The organism is Bacteroides sp. MSSM.1001136sp1_RTP21357st2_D2_RTP21359_211015 (assembly GCF_040913205.1).
GTDB classification, from domain to species: domain Bacteria; phylum Bacteroidota; class Bacteroidia; order Bacteroidales; family Bacteroidaceae; genus Bacteroides; species Bacteroides ovatus.
In genome coordinates this window covers 20,864-40,105 of the sequence record NZ_JBDFVF010000003.1, presented here as the reverse complement: position 1 = coordinate 40,105, position 19,242 = coordinate 20,864, and the positions used below count along the sequence as shown (strand labels likewise).

Annotated in this window: 17 protein-coding genes; 10 read left to right on the top strand and 7 right to left on the bottom strand. The window is 34.2% G+C overall.

All coding sequences use genetic code 11. From position 1 onward, the window contains the following. The first annotated feature begins 93 nt into the window (after window positions 1-93). The 5 genes from AB5217_RS03360 to AB5217_RS03340 all read left to right on the top strand — a co-directional run bounded on the left by AB5217_RS03360 (window position 94) and on the right by AB5217_RS03340 (window position 5,780). The gene (locus AB5217_RS03360; protein WP_195647044.1) at window positions 94-1,101 is read left to right on the top strand and encodes a quinone-dependent dihydroorotate dehydrogenase; all 1,008 of its coding nucleotides are present in this window, start codon (window positions 94-96) and stop codon (window positions 1,099-1,101) included. Next, window positions 1,098-1,892, top strand: a complete 795-nt coding sequence (locus tag AB5217_RS03355) for an alpha/beta hydrolase (RefSeq protein WP_195647043.1) — start codon at window positions 1,098-1,100, stop codon at window positions 1,890-1,892. Before AB5217_RS03360 ends, AB5217_RS03355 begins: the two co-directional genes overlap by 4 nt. A 70-nt stretch (window positions 1,893-1,962) precedes the next feature. Then, window positions 1,963-2,754, top strand: a complete 792-nt coding sequence (locus tag AB5217_RS03350) for a head GIN domain-containing protein (protein ID WP_195647042.1) — start codon at window positions 1,963-1,965, stop codon at window positions 2,752-2,754. 262 nt (window positions 2,755-3,016) lie between these two features. Next, window positions 3,017-3,631: a DNA polymerase ligase N-terminal domain-containing protein gene (locus AB5217_RS03345; protein WP_004327293.1), complete on the top strand. Its 615-nt coding sequence runs from the start codon at window positions 3,017-3,019 to the stop codon at window positions 3,629-3,631. Between the two features lie 385 nt (window positions 3,632-4,016). Then, complete coding sequence (locus tag AB5217_RS03340) at window positions 4,017-5,780, top strand: helix-turn-helix domain-containing protein (protein WP_234115679.1); 1,764 nt, start codon at window positions 4,017-4,019, stop codon at window positions 5,778-5,780. A gap of 50 nt (window positions 5,781-5,830) precedes the next feature. On the opposite strand, the gene AB5217_RS03335 is transcribed toward AB5217_RS03340, so the two are convergent. Together AB5217_RS03335 and AB5217_RS03330 are read right to left on the bottom strand one after the other, a co-directional pair. Further along, window positions 5,831-8,614, bottom strand: a complete 2,784-nt coding sequence (locus AB5217_RS03335) for an N-6 DNA methylase (protein WP_004326016.1) — start codon at window positions 8,612-8,614, stop codon at window positions 5,831-5,833. Next, window positions 8,595-9,584, bottom strand: coding sequence for a DNA-methyltransferase (locus AB5217_RS03330; protein WP_118418835.1), 990 nt, complete (start codon window positions 9,582-9,584; stop codon window positions 8,595-8,597). The genes AB5217_RS03335 and AB5217_RS03330 overlap by 20 nt, the downstream gene beginning before the upstream one ends. A 181-nt stretch (window positions 9,585-9,765) precedes the next feature. Here AB5217_RS03330 and AB5217_RS03325 point away from each other — a divergent pair, with 181 nt between their 5' ends. Genes AB5217_RS03325 through AB5217_RS03310 form a run of 4 tightly spaced genes read left to right on the top strand, consistent with a single transcriptional unit; the run spans window position 9,766 to window position 13,254 of the window. Further along, on the top strand, window positions 9,766-10,707 hold the full coding sequence (locus tag AB5217_RS03325) for a hypothetical protein (RefSeq protein WP_118418858.1): 942 nt from the start codon (window positions 9,766-9,768) through the stop codon (window positions 10,705-10,707). A 54-nt stretch (window positions 10,708-10,761) separates the two neighbouring features. After that, entirely contained in the window at window positions 10,762-11,922 is a 1,161-nt protein-coding gene (locus AB5217_RS03320) for a restriction endonuclease (protein WP_195647041.1), read from the top strand. A gap of 58 nt (window positions 11,923-11,980) precedes the next feature. Then, window positions 11,981-12,580, top strand: coding sequence for a transglycosylase domain-containing protein (locus AB5217_RS03315; protein ID WP_195647040.1), 600 nt, complete (start codon window positions 11,981-11,983; stop codon window positions 12,578-12,580). Beyond that, window positions 12,577-13,254, top strand: coding sequence for a hypothetical protein (locus AB5217_RS03310; protein ID WP_195647039.1), 678 nt, complete (start codon window positions 12,577-12,579; stop codon window positions 13,252-13,254). The genes AB5217_RS03315 and AB5217_RS03310 overlap by 4 nt, the downstream gene beginning before the upstream one ends. A gap of 234 nt (window positions 13,255-13,488) precedes the next feature. On the opposite strand, the gene AB5217_RS03305 is transcribed toward AB5217_RS03310, so the two are convergent. Further along, a complete protein-coding gene (locus AB5217_RS03305) occupies window positions 13,489-15,978 on the bottom strand; it encodes a hypothetical protein (protein WP_234123148.1) in 2,490 nt (829 codons plus the stop codon). A gap of 356 nt (window positions 15,979-16,334) precedes the next feature. Here AB5217_RS03305 and AB5217_RS03300 point away from each other — a divergent pair, with 356 nt between their 5' ends. Continuing rightward, window positions 16,335-16,559 (top strand): hypothetical protein, encoded by a 225-nt coding sequence (locus AB5217_RS03300; RefSeq protein ID WP_195647036.1) that lies wholly within the window; start codon window positions 16,335-16,337, stop codon window positions 16,557-16,559. 99 nt (window positions 16,560-16,658) lie between these two features. Here the strand turns inward: AB5217_RS03300 and AB5217_RS03295 are convergent, their stop codons facing one another. The 4 genes from AB5217_RS03295 to AB5217_RS03280 all read right to left on the bottom strand — a co-directional run bounded on the left by AB5217_RS03295 (window position 16,659) and on the right by AB5217_RS03280 (window position 19,228). Then, a complete protein-coding gene (locus AB5217_RS03295; protein ID WP_195647035.1) occupies window positions 16,659-16,886 on the bottom strand; it encodes an HAD domain-containing protein in 228 nt (75 codons plus the stop codon). After that, window positions 16,861-17,145, bottom strand: a complete 285-nt coding sequence (locus AB5217_RS03290) for an HAD domain-containing protein (RefSeq protein WP_195647034.1) — start codon at window positions 17,143-17,145, stop codon at window positions 16,861-16,863. Before AB5217_RS03290 ends, AB5217_RS03295 begins: the two co-directional genes overlap by 26 nt. Then, window positions 17,135-18,259 (bottom strand): hypothetical protein, encoded by a 1,125-nt coding sequence (locus AB5217_RS03285; RefSeq protein ID WP_234123146.1) that lies wholly within the window; start codon window positions 18,257-18,259, stop codon window positions 17,135-17,137. The genes AB5217_RS03290 and AB5217_RS03285 overlap by 11 nt, the downstream gene beginning before the upstream one ends. A 66-nt stretch (window positions 18,260-18,325) precedes the next feature. Beyond that, entirely contained in the window at window positions 18,326-19,228 is a 903-nt protein-coding gene (locus AB5217_RS03280) for a helix-turn-helix transcriptional regulator (protein WP_195647032.1), read from the bottom strand. Window positions 19,229-19,242: the final 14 nt, after the last annotated feature.

The following is a 19,242-nucleotide window of genomic DNA, read 5'->3' as shown; positions in this document are numbered from 1 at the left end:
AAAAAGAACTTACTTTGCATCTGTAAAAATACTCCTGAAAAGTATAATTTCAGATATAGACTTATGTATTTACTATTAAACAAGTATATGAATATGTATAATTTAATCATTAGGCCGTTATTATTTTGCATTGATCCGGAAAAAGTGCACCGGATGCTTTTAAGCTGGTTGAAGTTTTATCGCTATTTGTTTCCGGTCCGAGCTTGCGTGAGAGGCTACAGCAGAGTTTCTGATCCATTTTCGTATGGGCATTTGCAATTTAAGAACCGAATTGGACTGTCTGCCGGGTTTGATAAGAATGCAGAGGCTTTTGATGAGTTGGCAGACTTTGGTTTCGGCTTTCTGGAAGTAGGTACAGTAACTCCTGACAGCCAATCAGGAAATCCTTCCCCACGTATTTTTAGATTGGTGGATGATGAATCGTTGATTTCACGTACGGGCTTCAATAATTGTGGAGTAGATGCTGTCCGGCAACATATCAGGAAATATAGAAAGCATTCTTATGTATTAGGAGTAAATATTAATAAGAATCCGCTTTCTACAGGAGATCAAATTATCAAAGATTTTGAGTCGACTTTCATCCATTTATATGATTGTGTGGATTATTTTACCCTAAACTGGGGTAGTATAGATAACGACCTGTTTGCTATGGTTTTAGAAAAGCTCACAATATTTCGTCAGGCGGCGAACAAAAGATGTAGTATTTTCATTAAACTTCCGGCAGATATAGATGAAAAAGCACTGGATACAGTCATTTCGCTTGCATATAAATACTCTATAGAGGGCTTTATAGCCACGGGACCTACAATGGATTGTTCAGGATTGCATCAGGCAGAAACAAAACAATTGGAGAAGATTGGCAACGGCGGGGTGAGTGGCCGGGGTATTGGAAAGAAATCGCAGGAAGTAGTGCGTTATTTATCCGAACATACCGATCGGCACTTTCTGATTATCGGAGCAGGAGGAATCATGACAGCCGAAGATGCAGCTGGAATGATTTCTCAAGGGGCTGACATGATACAAATCTATTCGGCTTTCATCTATTCCGGTCCGTCTATTGTTCATAAGTTAGGAAATAAACTTAAAAACGAATTGAAATGAAGAATTTAATTTGTGTAAGCCTGTACGATAATTTATCGATGAAGGTATATAACTTGTCGGAAGTGAATAATAAAGAGCTGATGGGGATAGTGGAAAATGCTCCTGAAGGAACTTTATTTGTTTTTACCAGTGAAAAATCAAATGGTAGCAGTGTTATTATGTGTCCCGGCGGCGGCTTCTTAAAGACCAATTTGGAACATGAAGGTCTTGATTTCGCCGAATGGTTCACCCAAAAGGGAATGACTTATGTGCTTTTCAAATATAGAATGCCTCATGAAAATCCTGATATTCCTAGACAGGACATCCGGTTGGCATTAGCAGTTATACGAGAAAAATTCCCGGAATTTGGCAAACGGGTAGGAGTAATGGGAGCTTCTATTGGTGGATATTTGGCCACTTGTTCGGCTACGATATTATCTGATAAGGAAAAGCCTGATTTTCAGATATTGATGTACCCGGTAGTTAGTATTGATGATCGTTTAACGCATCTTCCCTGCCGTGAACGGATGTTTGGTCACTCTTATTCACCGGATAAGATGGTACAATATTCACCGATTGAACATGTCACTTCAAGTACACCCGTCGCTTTTATAGTGGCTGCCTCAGATGACAGTGTGGTCAGTCCCCAGAATGGAATACAATTTGCTGCCCAATTACAGAAATCTGGTGTTCCTATATCCTTGCATATATATCCTACAGGAGGGCATGGATTTGGTTACAATGATAGCTTTGTGTACAAACAGGAATGGCTTCAGGAACTCGATGTATGGTTGGAGAAATTAATTTATTAATTCTTTTAGTTGCCATACTTTGAAATATACTTCTTATATTTGTCAGTAGAATATTTAATAATAAGAAGTTATGAAAAATTTTAATGTTACATCTATGCTAGTAATGCTGATGTTCATGTGTATTACAAGTATGCAGGCGCAGAGTATTACTCCCAGTAAGAAGTATATCACGAAAGAACTGAATAATGTGAGTAATTTCAGTTCAATCAGGGTCCTGGGTAGCCCCGACGTTGAGTATCGTCAGAGTAGTGATTCTAAAACAACAGTTTCTATATATGGTTCGGATAACCTGGTTGACCTGTTGGAAGTATCTACGGTAAATGGAGTGCTGCAGGTAAATATAAAGAAAGGCGTTAAGATTCTTAGTGGAGAACGCCGGTTGAAAGTGATTGCTTCTTCTCCTTCATTAGATGATGTAGATATTAAAGGCTCGGCCGATGTATATCTGAAAGGTACCCTCAAAGGAGCTGATTTAAATCTGAATATAACAGGTTCCGGAGATATTGAAGCCGAGAATTTACAATACACCAATCTATCTGCTTTTATAAAAGGTAGTGGAGATATTGATGTGAAGAATGTGAAGGCCACTACTGTAAAAACGATAGTTAGCGGTTCTGGTGACGTGAAGATGAAAGGTTCCACTCAAACGGCTATGTTGACTGTGAATGGTTCCGGCGATATCAGTGCCGACAAATTGACGGCTACTAATGTAGTTGCTACAGTTTCGGGTTCCGGTGATATATCTTGTTACGCTTCCAAACAGTTGGACGCAAAAGCCAGTGGTAGTGGAGATATTGAATATAAAGGAAGTCCTTCTATTGTAAATAAGCAAGGCAAGAAAGACTTAATTTCCGGCAAGTAAAAAATTAGATCCCTTACAGGAAGCGGGTAAATATGTAACATAGTACATATTTACCCGCTTTTGCTATAAACAAACATAATACATGATAATTGGGGGCATACATTTCTGGGAGAAAGGTGAAAACGAGTAGAAAAATAAGTAAGCAAACGTAAATACGGTTTTAAAGCTATTAAAATAGATGAATTCCGGCAACAAACAGATATACTGATTGTTGTGTCAATGAATCATTCGTTTTTTTTATTCACCTGAAAAAATACAGACTATGGCAAAGAATTCTCCCGATGAAGGGAAAAGTACAAAGATGGTAGAAAAGCAGGTAGATCCCTCTTTTAACAACCTCAAAGAGTACCGGGCAAAAAGACAATTCAGTGAGACTCCGGAACCGATGGCGGATACCGTGGAGACTCCAAGCCGGATACCTGTTTTTGTTGTCCAAAAGCATGAAGCCAGTCATTTTCATTTCGATTTTCGTCTGGAAGTGGATGGAGTGTTGAAAAGTTGGGTGGTACCTAAAGGCCCTTCCATGAATCCGAAAGATAAAAGACTGGCTATACAGGCAGAAGATCATCCTTTGAGTTATGCACACTTTGAGGGAGTTATACCCGAAGGCAACTATGGAGCAGGTACAGTGGAAATATGGGATAGCGGAACCTATGCTTACGTCGGTAATAATCGTAACATATCCGCTGCCATTAAAAACGGAATACTTGAATTCAAATTACATGGTCATAAGCTCAAAGGCCTGTTTACTCTTATCCATACTAATATGGACGACCAGGACAGAGACTGGTTACTAATCAAGAAAGATGATGTCTTTGCAGTCACTCATGTCTACGATGCGAAGAAAATTCCATTGTATGATGAGGTATTTCTATGATATATATGTTTCTTATGATTAAACGATACTCACTTGCATATATAATTTTCTAATTATATATGTAGCTTTATAATTCAATATACTCTATTGTTTTGATGATTCAATTAACTTTTATGATATTATGACCGTATTATTTACGATGAAAATAATTAACTAATGAGGATTGCCTGGGTAAAATGAAGGCTTGATGGTATACCCTCTTAATATTTCGGTAACAAAAGACATTGTTACCATTTTTGATAGAAAACACCCATTGTTTTTGTCGGAAACCACCTCCTGTGTATACATTGAAAAGTTTATACTTGCATCGGGTTTTAAGCACGTTAAAAGATTCTTAGGCGTGTTTTACTAAAGGTGTAAAATATTAATCAAATCCGATATTAGTATGAATGATTGTTACCTGAATTTCTTAGTAAGCTTCCGAGCTTTGTTTTCTTTAGATGTTGGAGCCAATTTAGTAAATAGTAAACAAACTATTGGCATCATTTTACCCGATTTGTCGTTGCTCGGATATGCGGTCCCTGTGGAAAGTTTCGGCATTGGGCTATTTGTGATTTTGTTTGCCTACCTTATAATAGAATACAATGTGCAGTTGTTATCACATGAAAAATTTAAGATTGCTATGAATATGCTCCATACTGCACATACACCGTTAATATTGTTGCGGAATCAATTGGAAGAACTTAAAACAGGCAATCTTCCTGAACCCCTTTCCCAACAAGTGGAAGAAGCATTGGGATATGCCGAATGTATCATATATTGTAACCGGAATATTGCAACTCTAAATAAAGTAAATAAGAGAATTCCTCCTAAAACGTCAACGGTAAATTTGGAACTTTCCACTTATGTTACTTCCATTGTCAATCAATGCCGGGCTCATGCCAATTCCCGCCAGATACGGCTGACTGTCGGTGAATGTTCGGATTGTGTCAGTTGCAGGATAAACGAAAACATAATGACTGCAGCACTTCAACATCTTATCAACAAGATGATTTTGATTTCCGAGTCAGGCTGTTGCATATCGATCAACGTAACCCACACAATGAATTCCTGGCAGTTGCAGATTAGCAATAACGAAATAGCCGGGCAAAGAGCAGGGAAAATGTTTCCCTTTATTCCTATTATATTTCCCGTGTATGGATATAGTGATTTATGGACGGTAAGAAAAATCATCCGTCTGCATGGCGGAAAAATAACCGGATGCAGACATGGTAAAGCTGCTACTTTCCAAATCGTTATTCCGACAGACTGCCATTGCCAGAATCAGTCATGCCCGGTATTGAAACATTCTTCTGCAAAAACGAAGACCCAAATAGATGATTCCTGCGAGAGTCCTAAGAGCGATAAACAAAACACTAAAGCGAGAGAAACTTCTCATATCCTATTAGTGATGGCAGATAAGTTATTCAGTGATTATTTGAAGAAAACTTTATCACGCTATTTTCAGATTTCAGTCCTTGATAATCCGGAGCTGCTAATCAATACAGCTATCAGTCAAAATCCTGATGCGATCATTATTGACGACAATGTGAATGGAATAAGCGGAGATACACTTAGTACTCAAATTAAAGAAAATCAAATGATGGGCTACATACCAATCATTCTTCTATTAAGAACCTTTGACAGCGAAAGCTATTTATCTCATTTAGAGAGTGGGGCAGACCGTCTGGAATTACGTACGGAAAGTATTTGTAAACTTAGGGCAGACATACGTATGCTTGTCGAAAACCGCATGGTCTTGCGCGAACGGATCAGGCTGTTTCTGTCAGATGCCATTTCTCCGATGATACCCTCAAAAGCCGAAATAGAAACAGAAAATGCCGACCGGAAATTTATGGATAAAGTCAATAAAATCCTGGAAAAAAATCTCTCTACTGATAAATATACAATAGATAAATTAAGCCTTGATATAGGGATGAGCCGTACTGCTTTTTATAATAAGATAAAAGAGATTACGGGAAACCCTCCTGAAGAGTATATCAATTCATTCAAAATGGACAAAGCACTTAAATTGCTGGCTTCCCAGCAGTATCGTATTTCGGATGTTGCAAGTATACTGGGCTATTGCGATGCTAAATATTTTGGAAAGAAGTTCAAAGACTTTTATCATGTATGTCCGTCCGATTATATAAAGAGCATTGTTGGATAAAAGAGTATAGAAAACGAGGGTGTCCAAAAGTGAAGTGCACCCTCGTTTCTTTATGCCTTTTTACGTTTTTTCTCTTTGACTGCAAATCTTGTTTTATACAGATGTAATAAAGTCTGCTTTATTGTATCATAGTACTTGTCCAATCCATAGATCTTTAATAACATCAGCTCAAAGTCGATTCTATCCTTTTGTTGTAATTCCTTTTCAAGAGGTAATCTGTCTCTATTGAAAATAGGTTGAAATGCTTTTATGATTTCTTTCTTTTGCGCATCAGACAGTAACTCCGGATTGAGTATCTTGAAATCCTTCTTGAATTTAGTTTCTCTAAGGTCAAGTGCTCCCAGTCCCCTGCCAAATCCGAAACTCTCAATGAAAAACATACTCAAAATATTATTCAGTAATGCAAGTAGGAAAATCTTGTTTTCATCTTTGTACTGTTCCTTTATTGAAAAGCCAATCATCCGTTGATCGAAGAAAGAACGTTTATCAAGCATGGCTATAAATAAACTTTTGTCGAAATTAATATTAACGACAAAATCTGCCATGTTTTTTGTGCTCATTTCATACCAAAACATATTTGGTTTACGTAAAGCTATAGGTAATAGCTTCTTATTTGTTTTATCCATTTGGTTTTCAAAAGATCTTATCCAATTCAGAGTCCCGGTATGATTTAAAGTTTCGAGTTCTTCGATACTTTTTGAACAACAGAAAGCCTGCGTCTGACTAGTTGCAATGAATGAAGATGCTTTCTTTAAGTTTTTTAGAACAGGCTCAATATATTCATCTTCTATTCCGTGTCCTTTTGCAGGATAAAACATACGATTACAACCTCTTCTTTCTCCACGTATAAAATCGAAAAACTTTTTAGAGTCAATAAGCTTCTCGGCTATCGTAGGCAACCAATTCAAATTAGCAAAATATCCGGACCATGGGATTCCGATATTTTCCAATTGTTTGATTTCATTTATTGAATAAGATTGAATATTGACCCAATCAGACTCTTTATTAAGAATGATTTCACTACTTAATTTCTTAATATCTGCTATGTTCTCAAGTTTCTCTTTTAATGTACAGAAAGAAATTCTCCTGTCTAAATTTACCGGATCAGAAATCTCCCTCTTGGTTGCTATTAATAATGTGGTGACAACCTTTGCATTATTGAACCATCGTCCTTTCCCGGAAATAACAACACAGTCAATATTGAAATATTTTTGAATTAACTCTAAGAATATTTCTCCATAGTCTGTTCCAAGCCATGCATTAGAAAGTATTAATCCAATTTTTCCATTGTCTGAGATAATGTCGTACAAGTAGAAAGGAATATATGCAAATATATCACTCTTTTTACTTAGTGTCTTTTTCGCTTTAGTCTGTTCCTTGATTAATTTATTGATTTCCTTTATATTCGGATTGAGCTTTTTGATCTCTTTCTCTCTTATAAAAGGAAGATTAGATATGATATAATCTACCTTAGGCAGTTGCTTTTCTACTTGATTTCCATTATTGGGATCTTTAAATACAATAGTTTGTCCTGCGTGCAACTCAATTACATCCGACCTGAAGATATGCAGAACTTTTCCAATATTGCCGGGATTGGATAAGGTCAGTGTTGATAGCTGGATAGGAAATGAATGTTTGTCCGAAGCCCAGATACTCTCAATAATTTGCTCTTGACCAATTTCATATTCTTCTTTAAGAGAATAAGCCTGCTTAATAATAGTTCCCGTTCCACAACAAGGGTCGAGGGTAATTCCATCTTTTTTATCTATCGTTAGCCTTGTTAATAAATCGGCTAGTTGAGGAGGAGTCGCAAATTGTCCGGCCACTTTTCTTTTGGCATAGGCGATGGACGATTGCAGTAAGTTTTGCAAGATTTGAATATCAACCCCTTCAATATTAAGGTTTGAAAGAAATACATTTAATTGAACTAGCTGCTTCCATGCATTATCAGATACTAATTCATTAGCGATATTATTCCCAAAAATATTCCAAAAATTACAGTGCTCCGAGATGTTGGCTATTATTTGTAGGGCTTCACTGACAGTTGTATCGAAAGTAATTGTTTCAATAATCTTTGCCTCATTGAAATGCCGTTTGATAATGTTGCCAAAAATAATCTTGAAAAACCAGTCGGTCAATATAACCTTTGATAGAGTGGGCAGTTTATGCTTAGCGTCTTTTGGGGCTTGCGAGCTAAATCCATATTCTGCTGCAGAAGAGAGCCACCAATTATCTATTTGCGCATCGAGTACTGCACTACTTTTTATATTCTCTTTTATGTTTTCTGCTGTCGAATCTATATTTTCGAGAACGATATCGATTATTTTATCAATTGCCAATATCTCGGAAGATCCACTTTCAGTTATTTCTCCATGCTCGAAATAATCATTTAAATCTTCCAGAATGGTATGTAGAAGATCTTTCCAAAGATTCTCATTTTCTTTCACCTCTGAACGCGAATGAAGGTCGATACTATTCCATGATTTCAAGATAGAATATGTATTCCCTTTCTTAACATACAAAACTGCGCTTGTCACATTCCAAAGAATAAAACTATTATTGTGCAGTATCTCTGATTTTATCTTGGCGTTATTTATTAATTCCGTGTCGGTTATAGGGGTATCAGGCATTTTGAGTTCCCATCCCTGCAAAATTATCTTTTTAGCAGAGTCTTTGAAGATAAGCACATCCGGAAATAAACTCGATTTTTCATTTCTGATTGTATTCTCTCCTCCGGCACTTTTTACATGCCAACTTTTGTTAGCCAGGTAAAGATTGATTTCGCTAATGACATCAATGGCCCAACTTCTTTCATTATAGTTGATTTGTGGCATCCGTTTCTAAATAGTTTAAGGTGTGATATTTTGTGATTGGTTTTTTGAAAAGTTTGCGAGTCGATGGAGTCACTTCTTCTCTTTTTAGTGTTTCTGAAATCCTATCCATACAAATCTTGATATAGTCAGTAGGCTGTATTCTGTGCAATAATACATCTTCATTTTTTTCTATTCCGATAAAACTTCTGTTTTCCAGAATGGCCGATAGCAGGAAGCTGCCGCTGCCGCAAGCATTATCCAGAATGATATCCCCCGGGTTAGAGAATGTTCTGATTAGATATCTACCCAATTCAACAGGCTTCTGTGTCGGATGATAAACTTCGCCTTCCGATTCGGCCGTTTTCACATATACAAAGTCGTCATGATCCTCCTCAAAGAATACCACATCATTGGGATAACGTTCACCGTCGCTTTTTACATGCTGTGGCTTGAACTCTCCATAACTTCCTGTATATTGATCTTTTCTGATCCCCTTATCATACGCTTCCCCTTTAGTCATTTGCGGATTGTACACCGGCTGTTTTTTATAGAAAATACAAATATCTTCGTGCTTACGAAGCGGTTGTTTTTTGGCATTTAAAAAGTTGGTCGGTTTTGACTTGATCCAGGTAATCTTGTATTTGAATAATTTCTCCCTGCTTAAAATCAATTTGGCTGTAAAAATACCTTGTGCAGTTAAAACGATTGCCCCATTATCTTTAATAATACGTTCGTATTCAGCCCAAAGAGCCTGCAAATCAATCACGGAATCCCATTTATTTTGTGTGGTACCATACGGTAAATCACAAAGTATCATATCTATGGATTTATCAGGAATGGATGGCAATATGTTCAGACAGTCGCCCTGAATGACTTTGTTTACAAAAGGTTTAATGCCTTTCTGCTGTTTTTTCTTTTTTTGTATGACTCCTTCTAACAATCGTTTATCTTTCTCTTTTATATCTTTGGATGTAGAACCCATGGTTTGCATATTAAATATTTAAATTGTCATTTTCTGTCAAAAGTAGAAATAATAGGATTATCTCCCAAATTTATTATATGAAATAATGGTATGAATGAATCTTTTTCATTTCATATTTCGAAGAGTATATATTCGATTTGATTATCTTTGTCTGATTTTTGAAACTTTGAATATAAAGATAACTACGCTTATGTTACAGAAAACATTTTTAGCACGTTGCGACAATAGGGCTTGTCTAGCTAAAACAAATATAATGAGTGGCTCACCGGAGGCTTGGCTGTCTAATGATATATTATCCAAGTCTAATACGTTTGGTTTGACTTTCGATTTCTTCGTTGATTGGGCGATTAATCAAATTTCTCCTTATGTCTGGATTAAAAGAATACTATTGCCTAACTATACTTATGATGAATTTATCGGTAAGTTGGACTTTGAAATGGAAAAAGAATTTGGTAAAGATTATCTATGCAGACTAGGACGGTTCGCAACAGAATATGATATGCAAATTCAATTTATTGTGTTTCATGATGATTTGGATTGGTCCAACGACAGAAATGAGTTGCTAATTGTCTCTTTATTCTTCAAGGAAGGGCATTATAGCTTTTCTCCTCAAAAATATAGCTTGTCAGAATTTAAAGAGCTGATAAAGTCTCATTCCGGAGGTCCAGTTTCAATAGGTTCCAAAGGACTTATTTATGGTACCTCAAGGTTAGAATGCAGTTTGTCTAAGACAGATAGTTTATATCCGGGTGATGCAGACCTTCTACTTTTGAATGAAGATAATAAAGCGGTTTGCATTCTTGAATTTAAAAAACACACATTATCCAGTCCTATCTCGGAGCAATGTTTCACAAACTATTATCCACGTCCTGACGGGCGCAAGTATAAACGCTTGGCCTTATTAAGAGATTATTTGGCTTCTAAATCCAATAGTCGTATTTTATTTTTTGTTCTTTATTACCCAACTCAAACATATATTGAGCAACAATGGAAATTGGAGGTAATAGAAGGTAATGCCTTTAGTTTGCGAGCAACTGATAGTTTTATCTTTGAATTACCTGCCGATAAATCAGATAATGAATACAAAAAGGTTATTGAAAAAATATCTCAGGTAATTGCTGCTCATAGCTAGATTTAGATAGAAACTTTACTTTATTGATTAAACATATAAACACTGAATAATATTATGATAAAAATTCCATTGTATCCAGATTACAGTACTACAATTACACTGTTGGAGATAATTGCAGGCATGCCTGTCGCCGATTTTAAAAATATGTGGAACACAGTTTGGGGGTTGCGAGGAACACCGCAAAATACTGTGGACTGGACTAATCCTGATGAGTGGATCGATAAACGATTATCTGGGAGAGATAGGGAGATTGCTAATAAGATTTGGCAAGAAAGTAATAAAACGGTGAATCCTCGTTGGACTCGCGGTTGTCAATTTCTTATTTCTGGTTATAATCTTATTTCAGAGAGTGATGGTATTTATCAATTAACGGAAGATGGAAAAGTTTTTATTTCTAGTTTAACTAATGAAGTCGTAAGGAGAATAGATATTGAAGAAGGAGTGATCCAAGTTCTTCGTCAATTATCTTTGATTGGTAATGGTAAACGTGCTGATTTGTTGGATGAATGGAAGGAATTTATAAAATACAACTCAAATATAAAACAAGATTCTGTTTGTAAAGACTATTTGCGACGAAGACTTGTAAATTTGCTTGATCGAAAATATGTAAAACGTGAAGGGAATACTTATTATATAACGAATAAGGGGTTGGATTATCTTCAATTTGTAGAGCAATCTAATCCAGATTCTACCATAAATAAGGAGACACAGTTAATAAAGACAGTCGAGTCGTTTAATAAGGAACAAAGACATTTATTAAAAAAGTATCTTGAAGAGACTACTCCTTATAGATTTGAGAATATAATAAAGGATCTTCTTGTAGCGATGGGGTACGATGACGTTACTGTAACAACTCCTACAAATGATAAAGGGGTTGATGTTACTGGAATCAGCCAAAATGGAATTACTACGGTAAAAGAAGTTATTCAAGTTAAACGTAACATTACCTCAAATGTAACTCGTCCAATCTTGGATGCTCTTCGTGGTTCTCTTCATCGTTTTGATGCATTCCAAGGTACTATAATAACATTATCGGACTTTGCAAAAGGAGCAAAGGAGGCAGCTATTGAAAAAGGGGCAGCACCTCTTACCCTTATTAATGGAGATAAACTTATTGATCTTCTGATTAAAAATAATATTGGCATTACTCCTAAAATCGCCAATTATTATCTTGTTGACGAAAAGTATTTTGAAGAAGAAGAGAATGTTGATTGATTGTTATTCCAATATTGAGTTATAATAGTTCATTTATTTGCAGAAACACTTGTTACATATGAAATTAATTGCTCAACTTAGAAAAGATTGGAGACTATTGCAAGAAACATTACCCAAGGAGAATAGCAAGATTGAGTGTTTTATTGAAGAAGAGTCAGCGGAAAGACTAATAAGTTTTCTTATTGTAGCTGAAGATCATAGGTATAAGTATCATATAGGTTTTGATATAATTGCAATTATTAGAGCGTGCTTTAAACTATTAATAAATGGCAAAAAAGAAGGAGCAAGTACAATAGAACAACAACTGGTAAGGGTTGTTACCAACGATTATAGATATACTTTAAATAGGAAAATAAAAGAAATTATTTTAGCAATTCTACTTAAACGTATTATCAATAAAAAAAGAATAGCCCTTATTTACTTAAATATAGCCTATTATGGAACAAAATATCAATCATTAGATGCAATATTGGAAAAATTTGATCTTACAAAATCTGACCACATAGATAATCGAACTTGTGCAGAGATAATAGCACGGTTAAAATATCCTGAGCCATTATCTTACAACTTTAATCGCCTATTACAAATAAATAAAAGAGTACAACATATACTATATTTATACGATAAACATTCGAAATCAAAAATATTAATAATATGAATATCAAAAAGTATCTGAATATCTCAAAGGTATGTATGGAAATAAATTCTACATATACTTCTCCTGAAATATTTAAAAAATGCTATACCTCTTTGGAAGGTATTGAACAAAAATCATTAATAACTCATGTTATTATAAAAAACATTCCTTATCTCTTTCGGGATAAACCATTGTTATTTGAACAAATTATTCAATATCTATCAGATTCTTTGGATATAGAAGGTGAGTCTATAAAACTTATTGGGAGTGCAAAAACAGGATTTTCTGTCAGTCCTCCTCCTTGTTATGGTAAAAAATTCTCAGATAAAAGTGATTTGGATTTTACTATAATTAATAATACTCTTTTTGATAAGCTTGAAAATGAGTATCAATCGTGGAAGGATGCTTATATAGATAGGATAGTTTTTCCTAAAAGTGAAACAGCAAAACGCTATTGGGATGATAATGTTTTACAATTAAAGAATACTATAAATCGAGGTTTTATTGATACTAATAAGATTCCTAATATAGAAATTTGTCCTACAACAAAGAAAATTAATAATGCAATGTATCTTATTCCATTAAAGTTAAAAGAATATCATGATATTACAACATCTAAAGCGTCTGTTAGAGTGTATAAAAATTATCATTATTTTTATAATCAACTTAAAATTAATACAGATCGGATAGTATAATCAACTTGAAAAATGATAAGTATTTCAGCTATTCGTTATTTTATTTAGAGAATATTTTTGATACTTTATTTTAAGGTGAAGTGATTGTCTAAGTCAAAAGAAGCAATGGTATCTTATTGGGGAATATATTGATTTATATTCATGTCTTAAACAGAATTCAGACATAAATAAACTGAATTCTGTTGTTTATTTGTACTTTTTTGATAGTATATCTGCGCAAAATTGTAGTTAGTTCTATTTATTTTCAGGCTCTTGGGTATTTTCTAATTGCTTGTTTTTAAATTCTTCTATATTTTTGTTTATTTTTTCCAATAAAGGAGCGACTTCCATCTCTTTATCAGAATTGACATATTCTTTTATTATTGTTATTATTTTTTGAAAATACTTCTCTTGCAATAACATTAGACGATACATTGAAATAAATGCCTCACCTTTATCTCTATAGTAATTAGAAATTTCATCTAGAATAGTCGAAAATCGTTTTACTGCAATTTCATTTTCTGCACTAATTATTTCAACAGTATTTGGAAACTCTTCATCTTTGAAAATCTGTTTTGTTAATTCAATATATCTTGTTCTTTGATTCTTATTTATATTTTTTATATCTAGGAATTTATTAACAACATCAACGACTGAATGAGTTCTGTCTTTAAAGTTAACGCTTTCTATTACAGATATCAGGTCATCAGATAAAGTATCTACATTAACCTTAAAATTTATTAGGTCTATATGATTCAAAAATTTTGCTGGACTAAATAAATGCCAACACAAGCTCATACCTCTTTTGTATTTTTCTAAGTATTTTCTACGAAAAAACACAAAACTCTTATCCCATGTTAAAAAGAAGGGTTCAATTTCATGTACTCGATTATTAAATAAGTGACACCCCATTAAAGAATCATTCTTTAATGCTTTGTAAGGCTTATCATCGAGGTGTTCATTATTTATTACACTTTCGAATAGGCTTTGTGTACTTTCTATGATTGTGTTATCATATGAGGGAATATCTTCTATTCTTATACCTAGTTCGTACTCTAACTTATATTCAATTATTCCATATGCAATTCTATGGAAATCATGTTCGTATGCATCTTCCTCTTTTAATTTAAAATTATCTTCCATATAGTCTGCAAAAGTCTCAATATCTTGAGGTAGTAGATTGTTTTCATGAAGATAAAAATAGTGTTTAAAAAACACGTTAGTAGAGATTTGTATTCGGGAAAATAAAGGATTTGTGGTAAATGGAATCAAAAGTAATGCTTGCTTTAGTTGATGTGTCACTTCACTTAGATAATGATCTGAAACAACTAATTCTATAAACTCATTACTTTTAGGCAACTCGATTAGATTAGTTGCTATTTTGTAATGAACATTATCGTATGGAGGATAGTTTTCATTGATACATAGTGCATATAATAAAATTTGCGTATCTAAATATGCGACTCGGGATTCTTGTCTAATATAATTGTCAAACAGGTCAGGGTTTGATATCTTGCTAAATACCTTACCTATACTGAGACGTATTATGACATCATTGGCTTTACATACTTCTACCAATTCTTTAAAAAATTTCTCTGAATCTTCTTGAGTTTTGCCCAAAGAGGATAAATATGAAATAAAATTTTGATAGTTTTTTAGCGATGTGTTTGAAGAAAGCGTATCAGTTGCTTCATCAATATCAAGGGTGAAATTTTCTTCAAAAAATAGTCCTAGTTTGTCGATAATTTCCCTCTTATGACTCTCTAATGAATAACTGTTTAGTAATTCATCTGTTTCCGCATGAAACAATTTTAGATTCTCATTAAAATTTTCTGCTATAGAGTCAAGTCGCTCTCGTTCTTCTGATGATAATGTAACTTCTTGTTTTGTATTATTTGTATAAACAATTTTTTTGTTATTAATAAGCTTCTCAATAAGACGCTTACAAGAACTTTCAGAAAGTGTCTTTTGTGAAAAATTATCAATGTGCTCTTGAAGCTTAATTAATGATAGTTTTTTTTTGTTTTGTAGTAAATGTAATATAAATGAGTTTACAATTTGATTTTTTATTACATTAGAGGAACTCCCAAAACTAATGAAATCATATAACAAACGTCCTTCCTTGTTGTTTGTAAAAGTATAATATGTAGAACTGTTAAGACTGGGATAATTGGTCAATAGCTTTTCCTTTAACTTAAGGATAATGAAAATATACAATGATAAACAATTCTTTAGACGAAAAGTTATATCACTATCATCCCAATCTGGAGAATTATGGACTTGATTCCTAGATAAATATGTTATAGCAAATAAATAAGTTCCTTCTGAATCTCCCAGAAATAAGGATAAAGTTGATTCCTCAATACGAGGATTGGTTAAAACAAAGTTAGGTGTGATATTTGTTTTCTTAAATAAGGGCATAAATGTGTCAAATTGTACTTCAGTATATGAAAACTTACCAGATAATACCAAAATTTTCTTTAAAAAGGGATCAAAACAGTTGAGTAGTGACTTTAATGCAGGTAAATCTCCAACATTAGAAATACAAGAAGTCTGCAATGCAGGCATAATTTCTCTGCTTAGTCCATTTAGTAAAGCATAGTTACATTTTAAAGATATAAAATTGTTGAATATATTAACAGCTTCATCAATTGCCTCTCTTGAAGCAACTATATGGTTCTCTAAAAAGGCTTTAGTGCAATATCCTGCAATCTTTTGCTTTATTTGTACCCAATCAATATTCATGATTTCTAGTTTTGATTATTAATGTTGCAAATATATGAATATTAAGGCATATTGAAAAACCTAATATTAAAATTATTTATTAATGTTTATTGTAAAACAGTTTGTTGTGTAATTTATATACAACCATAAATATTTTCGTATATCTTGAATTAATAAAAGAATATTTAGGGGATCAAAGATCGGTTATATAATTTAATATAAATGTTTTCTGTAGATTCTCTACAAATATATCTTCTCAAAATGTCAAAGCCTACAGCAAAAGTATCGTTTTTTTTTAAAAGGTGTATCGTAAAATGAGACAGCCAGACACTACTTTTGTATTGAGAAATAGTTCTCACCGATTAAAATGTTTAATTATGGCACTTTGGAAAATTTCAGCTAAAAACAATTGGAATTGGGGTGTAGGTAAACAACTTGTAAAAGGAATGTTTATTGAATTATCCACTCCTAGTACTTCTAATCCATTGGGACAAACTAAGTATTTAGATGTGATTGCGAAAGCATTCAATACGAAGTACTCTACCAATTTCGATAAATCAAAGATGAATTCTTCATATTTGATATCAGAGAAGATTGGTTAAAAGGAAAGAAGCATACGTATTCTGATAGGGATGTATGCTTCTTTCTTTTATATATCTATAGACAAATAATCTACAGCTGTTTACAGATGAGATGGTACGTTAGAGGAGAATTTCCAGAATTTTATTCACATCGTTTTTGATAATACCAGTTTCCGGATTAGTTAATACTAAATGTGATTGCTGGTGAGAAAGAAATGATTGTTCGTCATCCAGAATTGCGTATTTGCTCTCCTCGCAGTAGCATCCTGTTCTTTTAAACCAGTAATCAATTTCTTTTCCTTTGATGTACTCTTCTGCTGGATCAAGAAGTAGGTTTGTAGGAGTCATGCCATATATATCCGGGAAGCTCTCTTACTCTCCACATACCGCATAACATATTCATATCATATATGAAACGCCAAGATGAGGTAATCACAATTTTTATTTCGATTGTATCTATAATGTCACGCAAACATTCTACACATTTGGAATCAAAGATAGTGCCATATTCATCTCGTGTAGGTACACCCAACATCTGTAATGTTCGATAATTCTTATTTGAATTGAGTACACCGTCAAAATCGAGAAAAAGATATTTATTTTTCATTTGATAATGACGTTTCTATAAATGATGTTATTTGTTCTATCTTCTCAAGTGGTTTTTTGCTTGTCAATTTTGCAAATGAAAGATGCATTCGATTCTCGTATTTTTGTATATCATATGCTCGCTGGAATCCAAACGAATTTTCCATCTTGTTGAAAAAAGATTCCATGCTTTCTTTACTCATGCCGTTGGTCTCACGGTTAACAAATAGATGTACGGCTTCATTTTTGTTACTATTAATAACAAGCAGTACAGCACCATTACACAGTGAAATACCATTCTTACCTTTTATTGCTACCACCTGATACCCTTTCTGATTTTTCAAATAGTCGAAAACTTCATCTGCAATCTTTTGTCGCTGTTCTTGCCTTATAGCTCTTTCCATATTAGGTATATGTTTACTTGGGGTTGATCTTGCGTCAAAGATAGCATTTTCCACACCTGTTGGTGCCAACGTGTTCTGTTTGAACTTCATCCGATACTTTATATACTTGGAATTATTCTTTGCATAACGCATGAGATAAAGTGGATGTGTAAAATTATTGCGTTGGAATATAGGGTCAAGATATTTCATTCCACACTTATTAATGGCGGCATTGAAAAACAGTTCAGCCTTTTTGCTATATCTTTTATGCCAAGCCAAATTTCCAAAGCCAAGGTAGACTGGGGGAACAAGGTGTTCTATGTCGTAATTGGTCATATTTTCTTCATCGGCAAAACGAAATGTATTGCTGGTTGTTTCTGAATGTACCAAAGCCTTACTTAGATCTGTTTCTTTGATATAGAAGAGATTGAAAATTTGTATCACACCGTTCAAATTTTCACGTCTTGGTAGATCATAGTAGAAAGCGAAGAGATCACCTACACAGTCAATTGTGGTGTCACTACCAAATTCATACCATTCGTCTTTGCTTTCGTCAAAGTGTTGGAGTTGTCTTAACGTTTCGGCATCATCAATTGCTTGGTGGGTGGAGTATTTAAATTTGGCACCACCTGGATTTTTCATTACCACTGATCCGATAACCTCCCATGAATTACTATATTGCAACAATGTCCTCCATCGAAAACCTATGGCAGTGTTCTCATCCATTGGATAGAAGTGAGTGTATACTTTCATAATTATTTATTTTATAAGATAAAACGCAGTCTTTAGTACTAACTATCAACACTTAAATGACTTTCATTAATCGTTTTCATATATTTCCCACATATCTTTAATACAGTCATGAAGTTGATGACGAAGTGATTGTGGTTCTAATACTTCGATCATTGCACCAACTTTTAGTAACTCCATACAGAAGTCGTATGTCGGTCGGAGATGCAATTCGAAATCTGCATATTCATCAGAAGTGTATATTTCCCGTTGTGAGGGGTGGAGTGGAAGTGTGCGAAGATAATGCTGGTGATATCTGTCAGCACGTAACACGATTCTTTCTTCCTTAATATCCTTATCAAGCACAATTCCAAAGAAAGAAGCGAAATAGGATTTAGCATCAAAGTCCTCTGGCAAAGTGAAACGTGTATCGGTCACACTGGCGTTCTCTATTCTGTCCATAGCGTACAGTCGTATCTCATCATCATTGATACTATGGGCCAACATATACCATCGTTTCTGGAACATCTTCAGACAATAAGGCTCGATAGGAAAGGTGCAGGCATAATGCCGCTGGAAGCCTCTGTAAGTCAGCTCTATTATCTTATTATTTTGCATAGCTCCGATTATGTCCTTTAAGAAATTTTTACTTGAAGGGATTTCTTCTACGAGAATTCTGTTTTTTAATGCAATACTTTGTGATAGGGTATTGATAGTGGAGAATGAATCGAGCAACCATTTGTTTAGTTCGCCTTCCCTCAACACTTCAGGATTGTATATGAAGTATTTGTAACCCGCTTTCAGATTACAATCGATAATTATCCCAAATATATCTAAAATACCTGTTTTCCAGCGGTCGAATGTTTGGCGTGATATAGGCGATCCGCCACTCATTCCCGTGTCCATCCATTTCTCACTAAGTTCTCTTAATGAGATTTGACGGGCACGGTAAATGGTTTCTATGACCCAAATATATTTTTGTATGAGTGACATGAATTATTGTTTCT

Excerpts from the sequence above, each read along its gene's own strand:
- AB5217_RS03280 (WP_195647032.1), bottom strand. The coding sequence starts at position 19,228 with ATGTCACTCATACAAAAATATATTTGGGTCATAGAAACCATTTACCGT.
- AB5217_RS03330 (WP_118418835.1), bottom strand. The coding sequence starts at position 9,584 with ATGCAAACCATGGGTTCTACATCCAAAGATATAAAAGAGAAAGATAAA.
- AB5217_RS03305 (WP_234123148.1), bottom strand. The coding sequence starts at position 15,978 with ATGAATATTGATTGGGTACAAATAAAGCAAAAGATTGCAGGATATTGC.
- AB5217_RS03295 (WP_195647035.1), bottom strand. The coding sequence starts at position 16,886 with ATGACTCCTACAAACCTACTTCTTGATCCAGCAGAAGAGTACATCAAA.
- AB5217_RS03355 (WP_195647043.1), top strand. The coding sequence starts at position 1,098 with ATGAAGAATTTAATTTGTGTAAGCCTGTACGATAATTTATCGATGAAG.
- AB5217_RS03345 (WP_004327293.1), top strand. The coding sequence starts at position 3,017 with ATGGCAAAGAATTCTCCCGATGAAGGGAAAAGTACAAAGATGGTAGAA.
- AB5217_RS03340 (WP_234115679.1), top strand. The coding sequence starts at position 4,017 with ATGAATGATTGTTACCTGAATTTCTTAGTAAGCTTCCGAGCTTTGTTT.
- AB5217_RS03335 (WP_004326016.1), bottom strand. The coding sequence starts at position 8,614 with ATGCCACAAATCAACTATAATGAAAGAAGTTGGGCCATTGATGTCATT.
- AB5217_RS03310 (WP_195647039.1), top strand. The coding sequence starts at position 12,577 with ATGAATATCAAAAAGTATCTGAATATCTCAAAGGTATGTATGGAAATA.
- AB5217_RS03350 (WP_195647042.1), top strand. The coding sequence starts at position 1,963 with ATGAAAAATTTTAATGTTACATCTATGCTAGTAATGCTGATGTTCATG.
- AB5217_RS03320 (WP_195647041.1), top strand. The coding sequence starts at position 10,762 with ATGATAAAAATTCCATTGTATCCAGATTACAGTACTACAATTACACTG.
- AB5217_RS03300 (WP_195647036.1), top strand. The coding sequence starts at position 16,335 with ATGGCACTTTGGAAAATTTCAGCTAAAAACAATTGGAATTGGGGTGTA.
- AB5217_RS03315 (WP_195647040.1), top strand. The coding sequence starts at position 11,981 with ATGAAATTAATTGCTCAACTTAGAAAAGATTGGAGACTATTGCAAGAA.
- AB5217_RS03285 (WP_234123146.1), bottom strand. The coding sequence starts at position 18,259 with ATGAAAGTATACACTCACTTCTATCCAATGGATGAGAACACTGCCATA.
- AB5217_RS03360 (WP_195647044.1), top strand. The coding sequence starts at position 94 with ATGTATAATTTAATCATTAGGCCGTTATTATTTTGCATTGATCCGGAA.
- AB5217_RS03290 (WP_195647034.1), bottom strand. The coding sequence starts at position 17,145 with ATGAAAAATAAATATCTTTTTCTCGATTTTGACGGTGTACTCAATTCA.
- AB5217_RS03325 (WP_118418858.1), top strand. The coding sequence starts at position 9,766 with ATGTTACAGAAAACATTTTTAGCACGTTGCGACAATAGGGCTTGTCTA.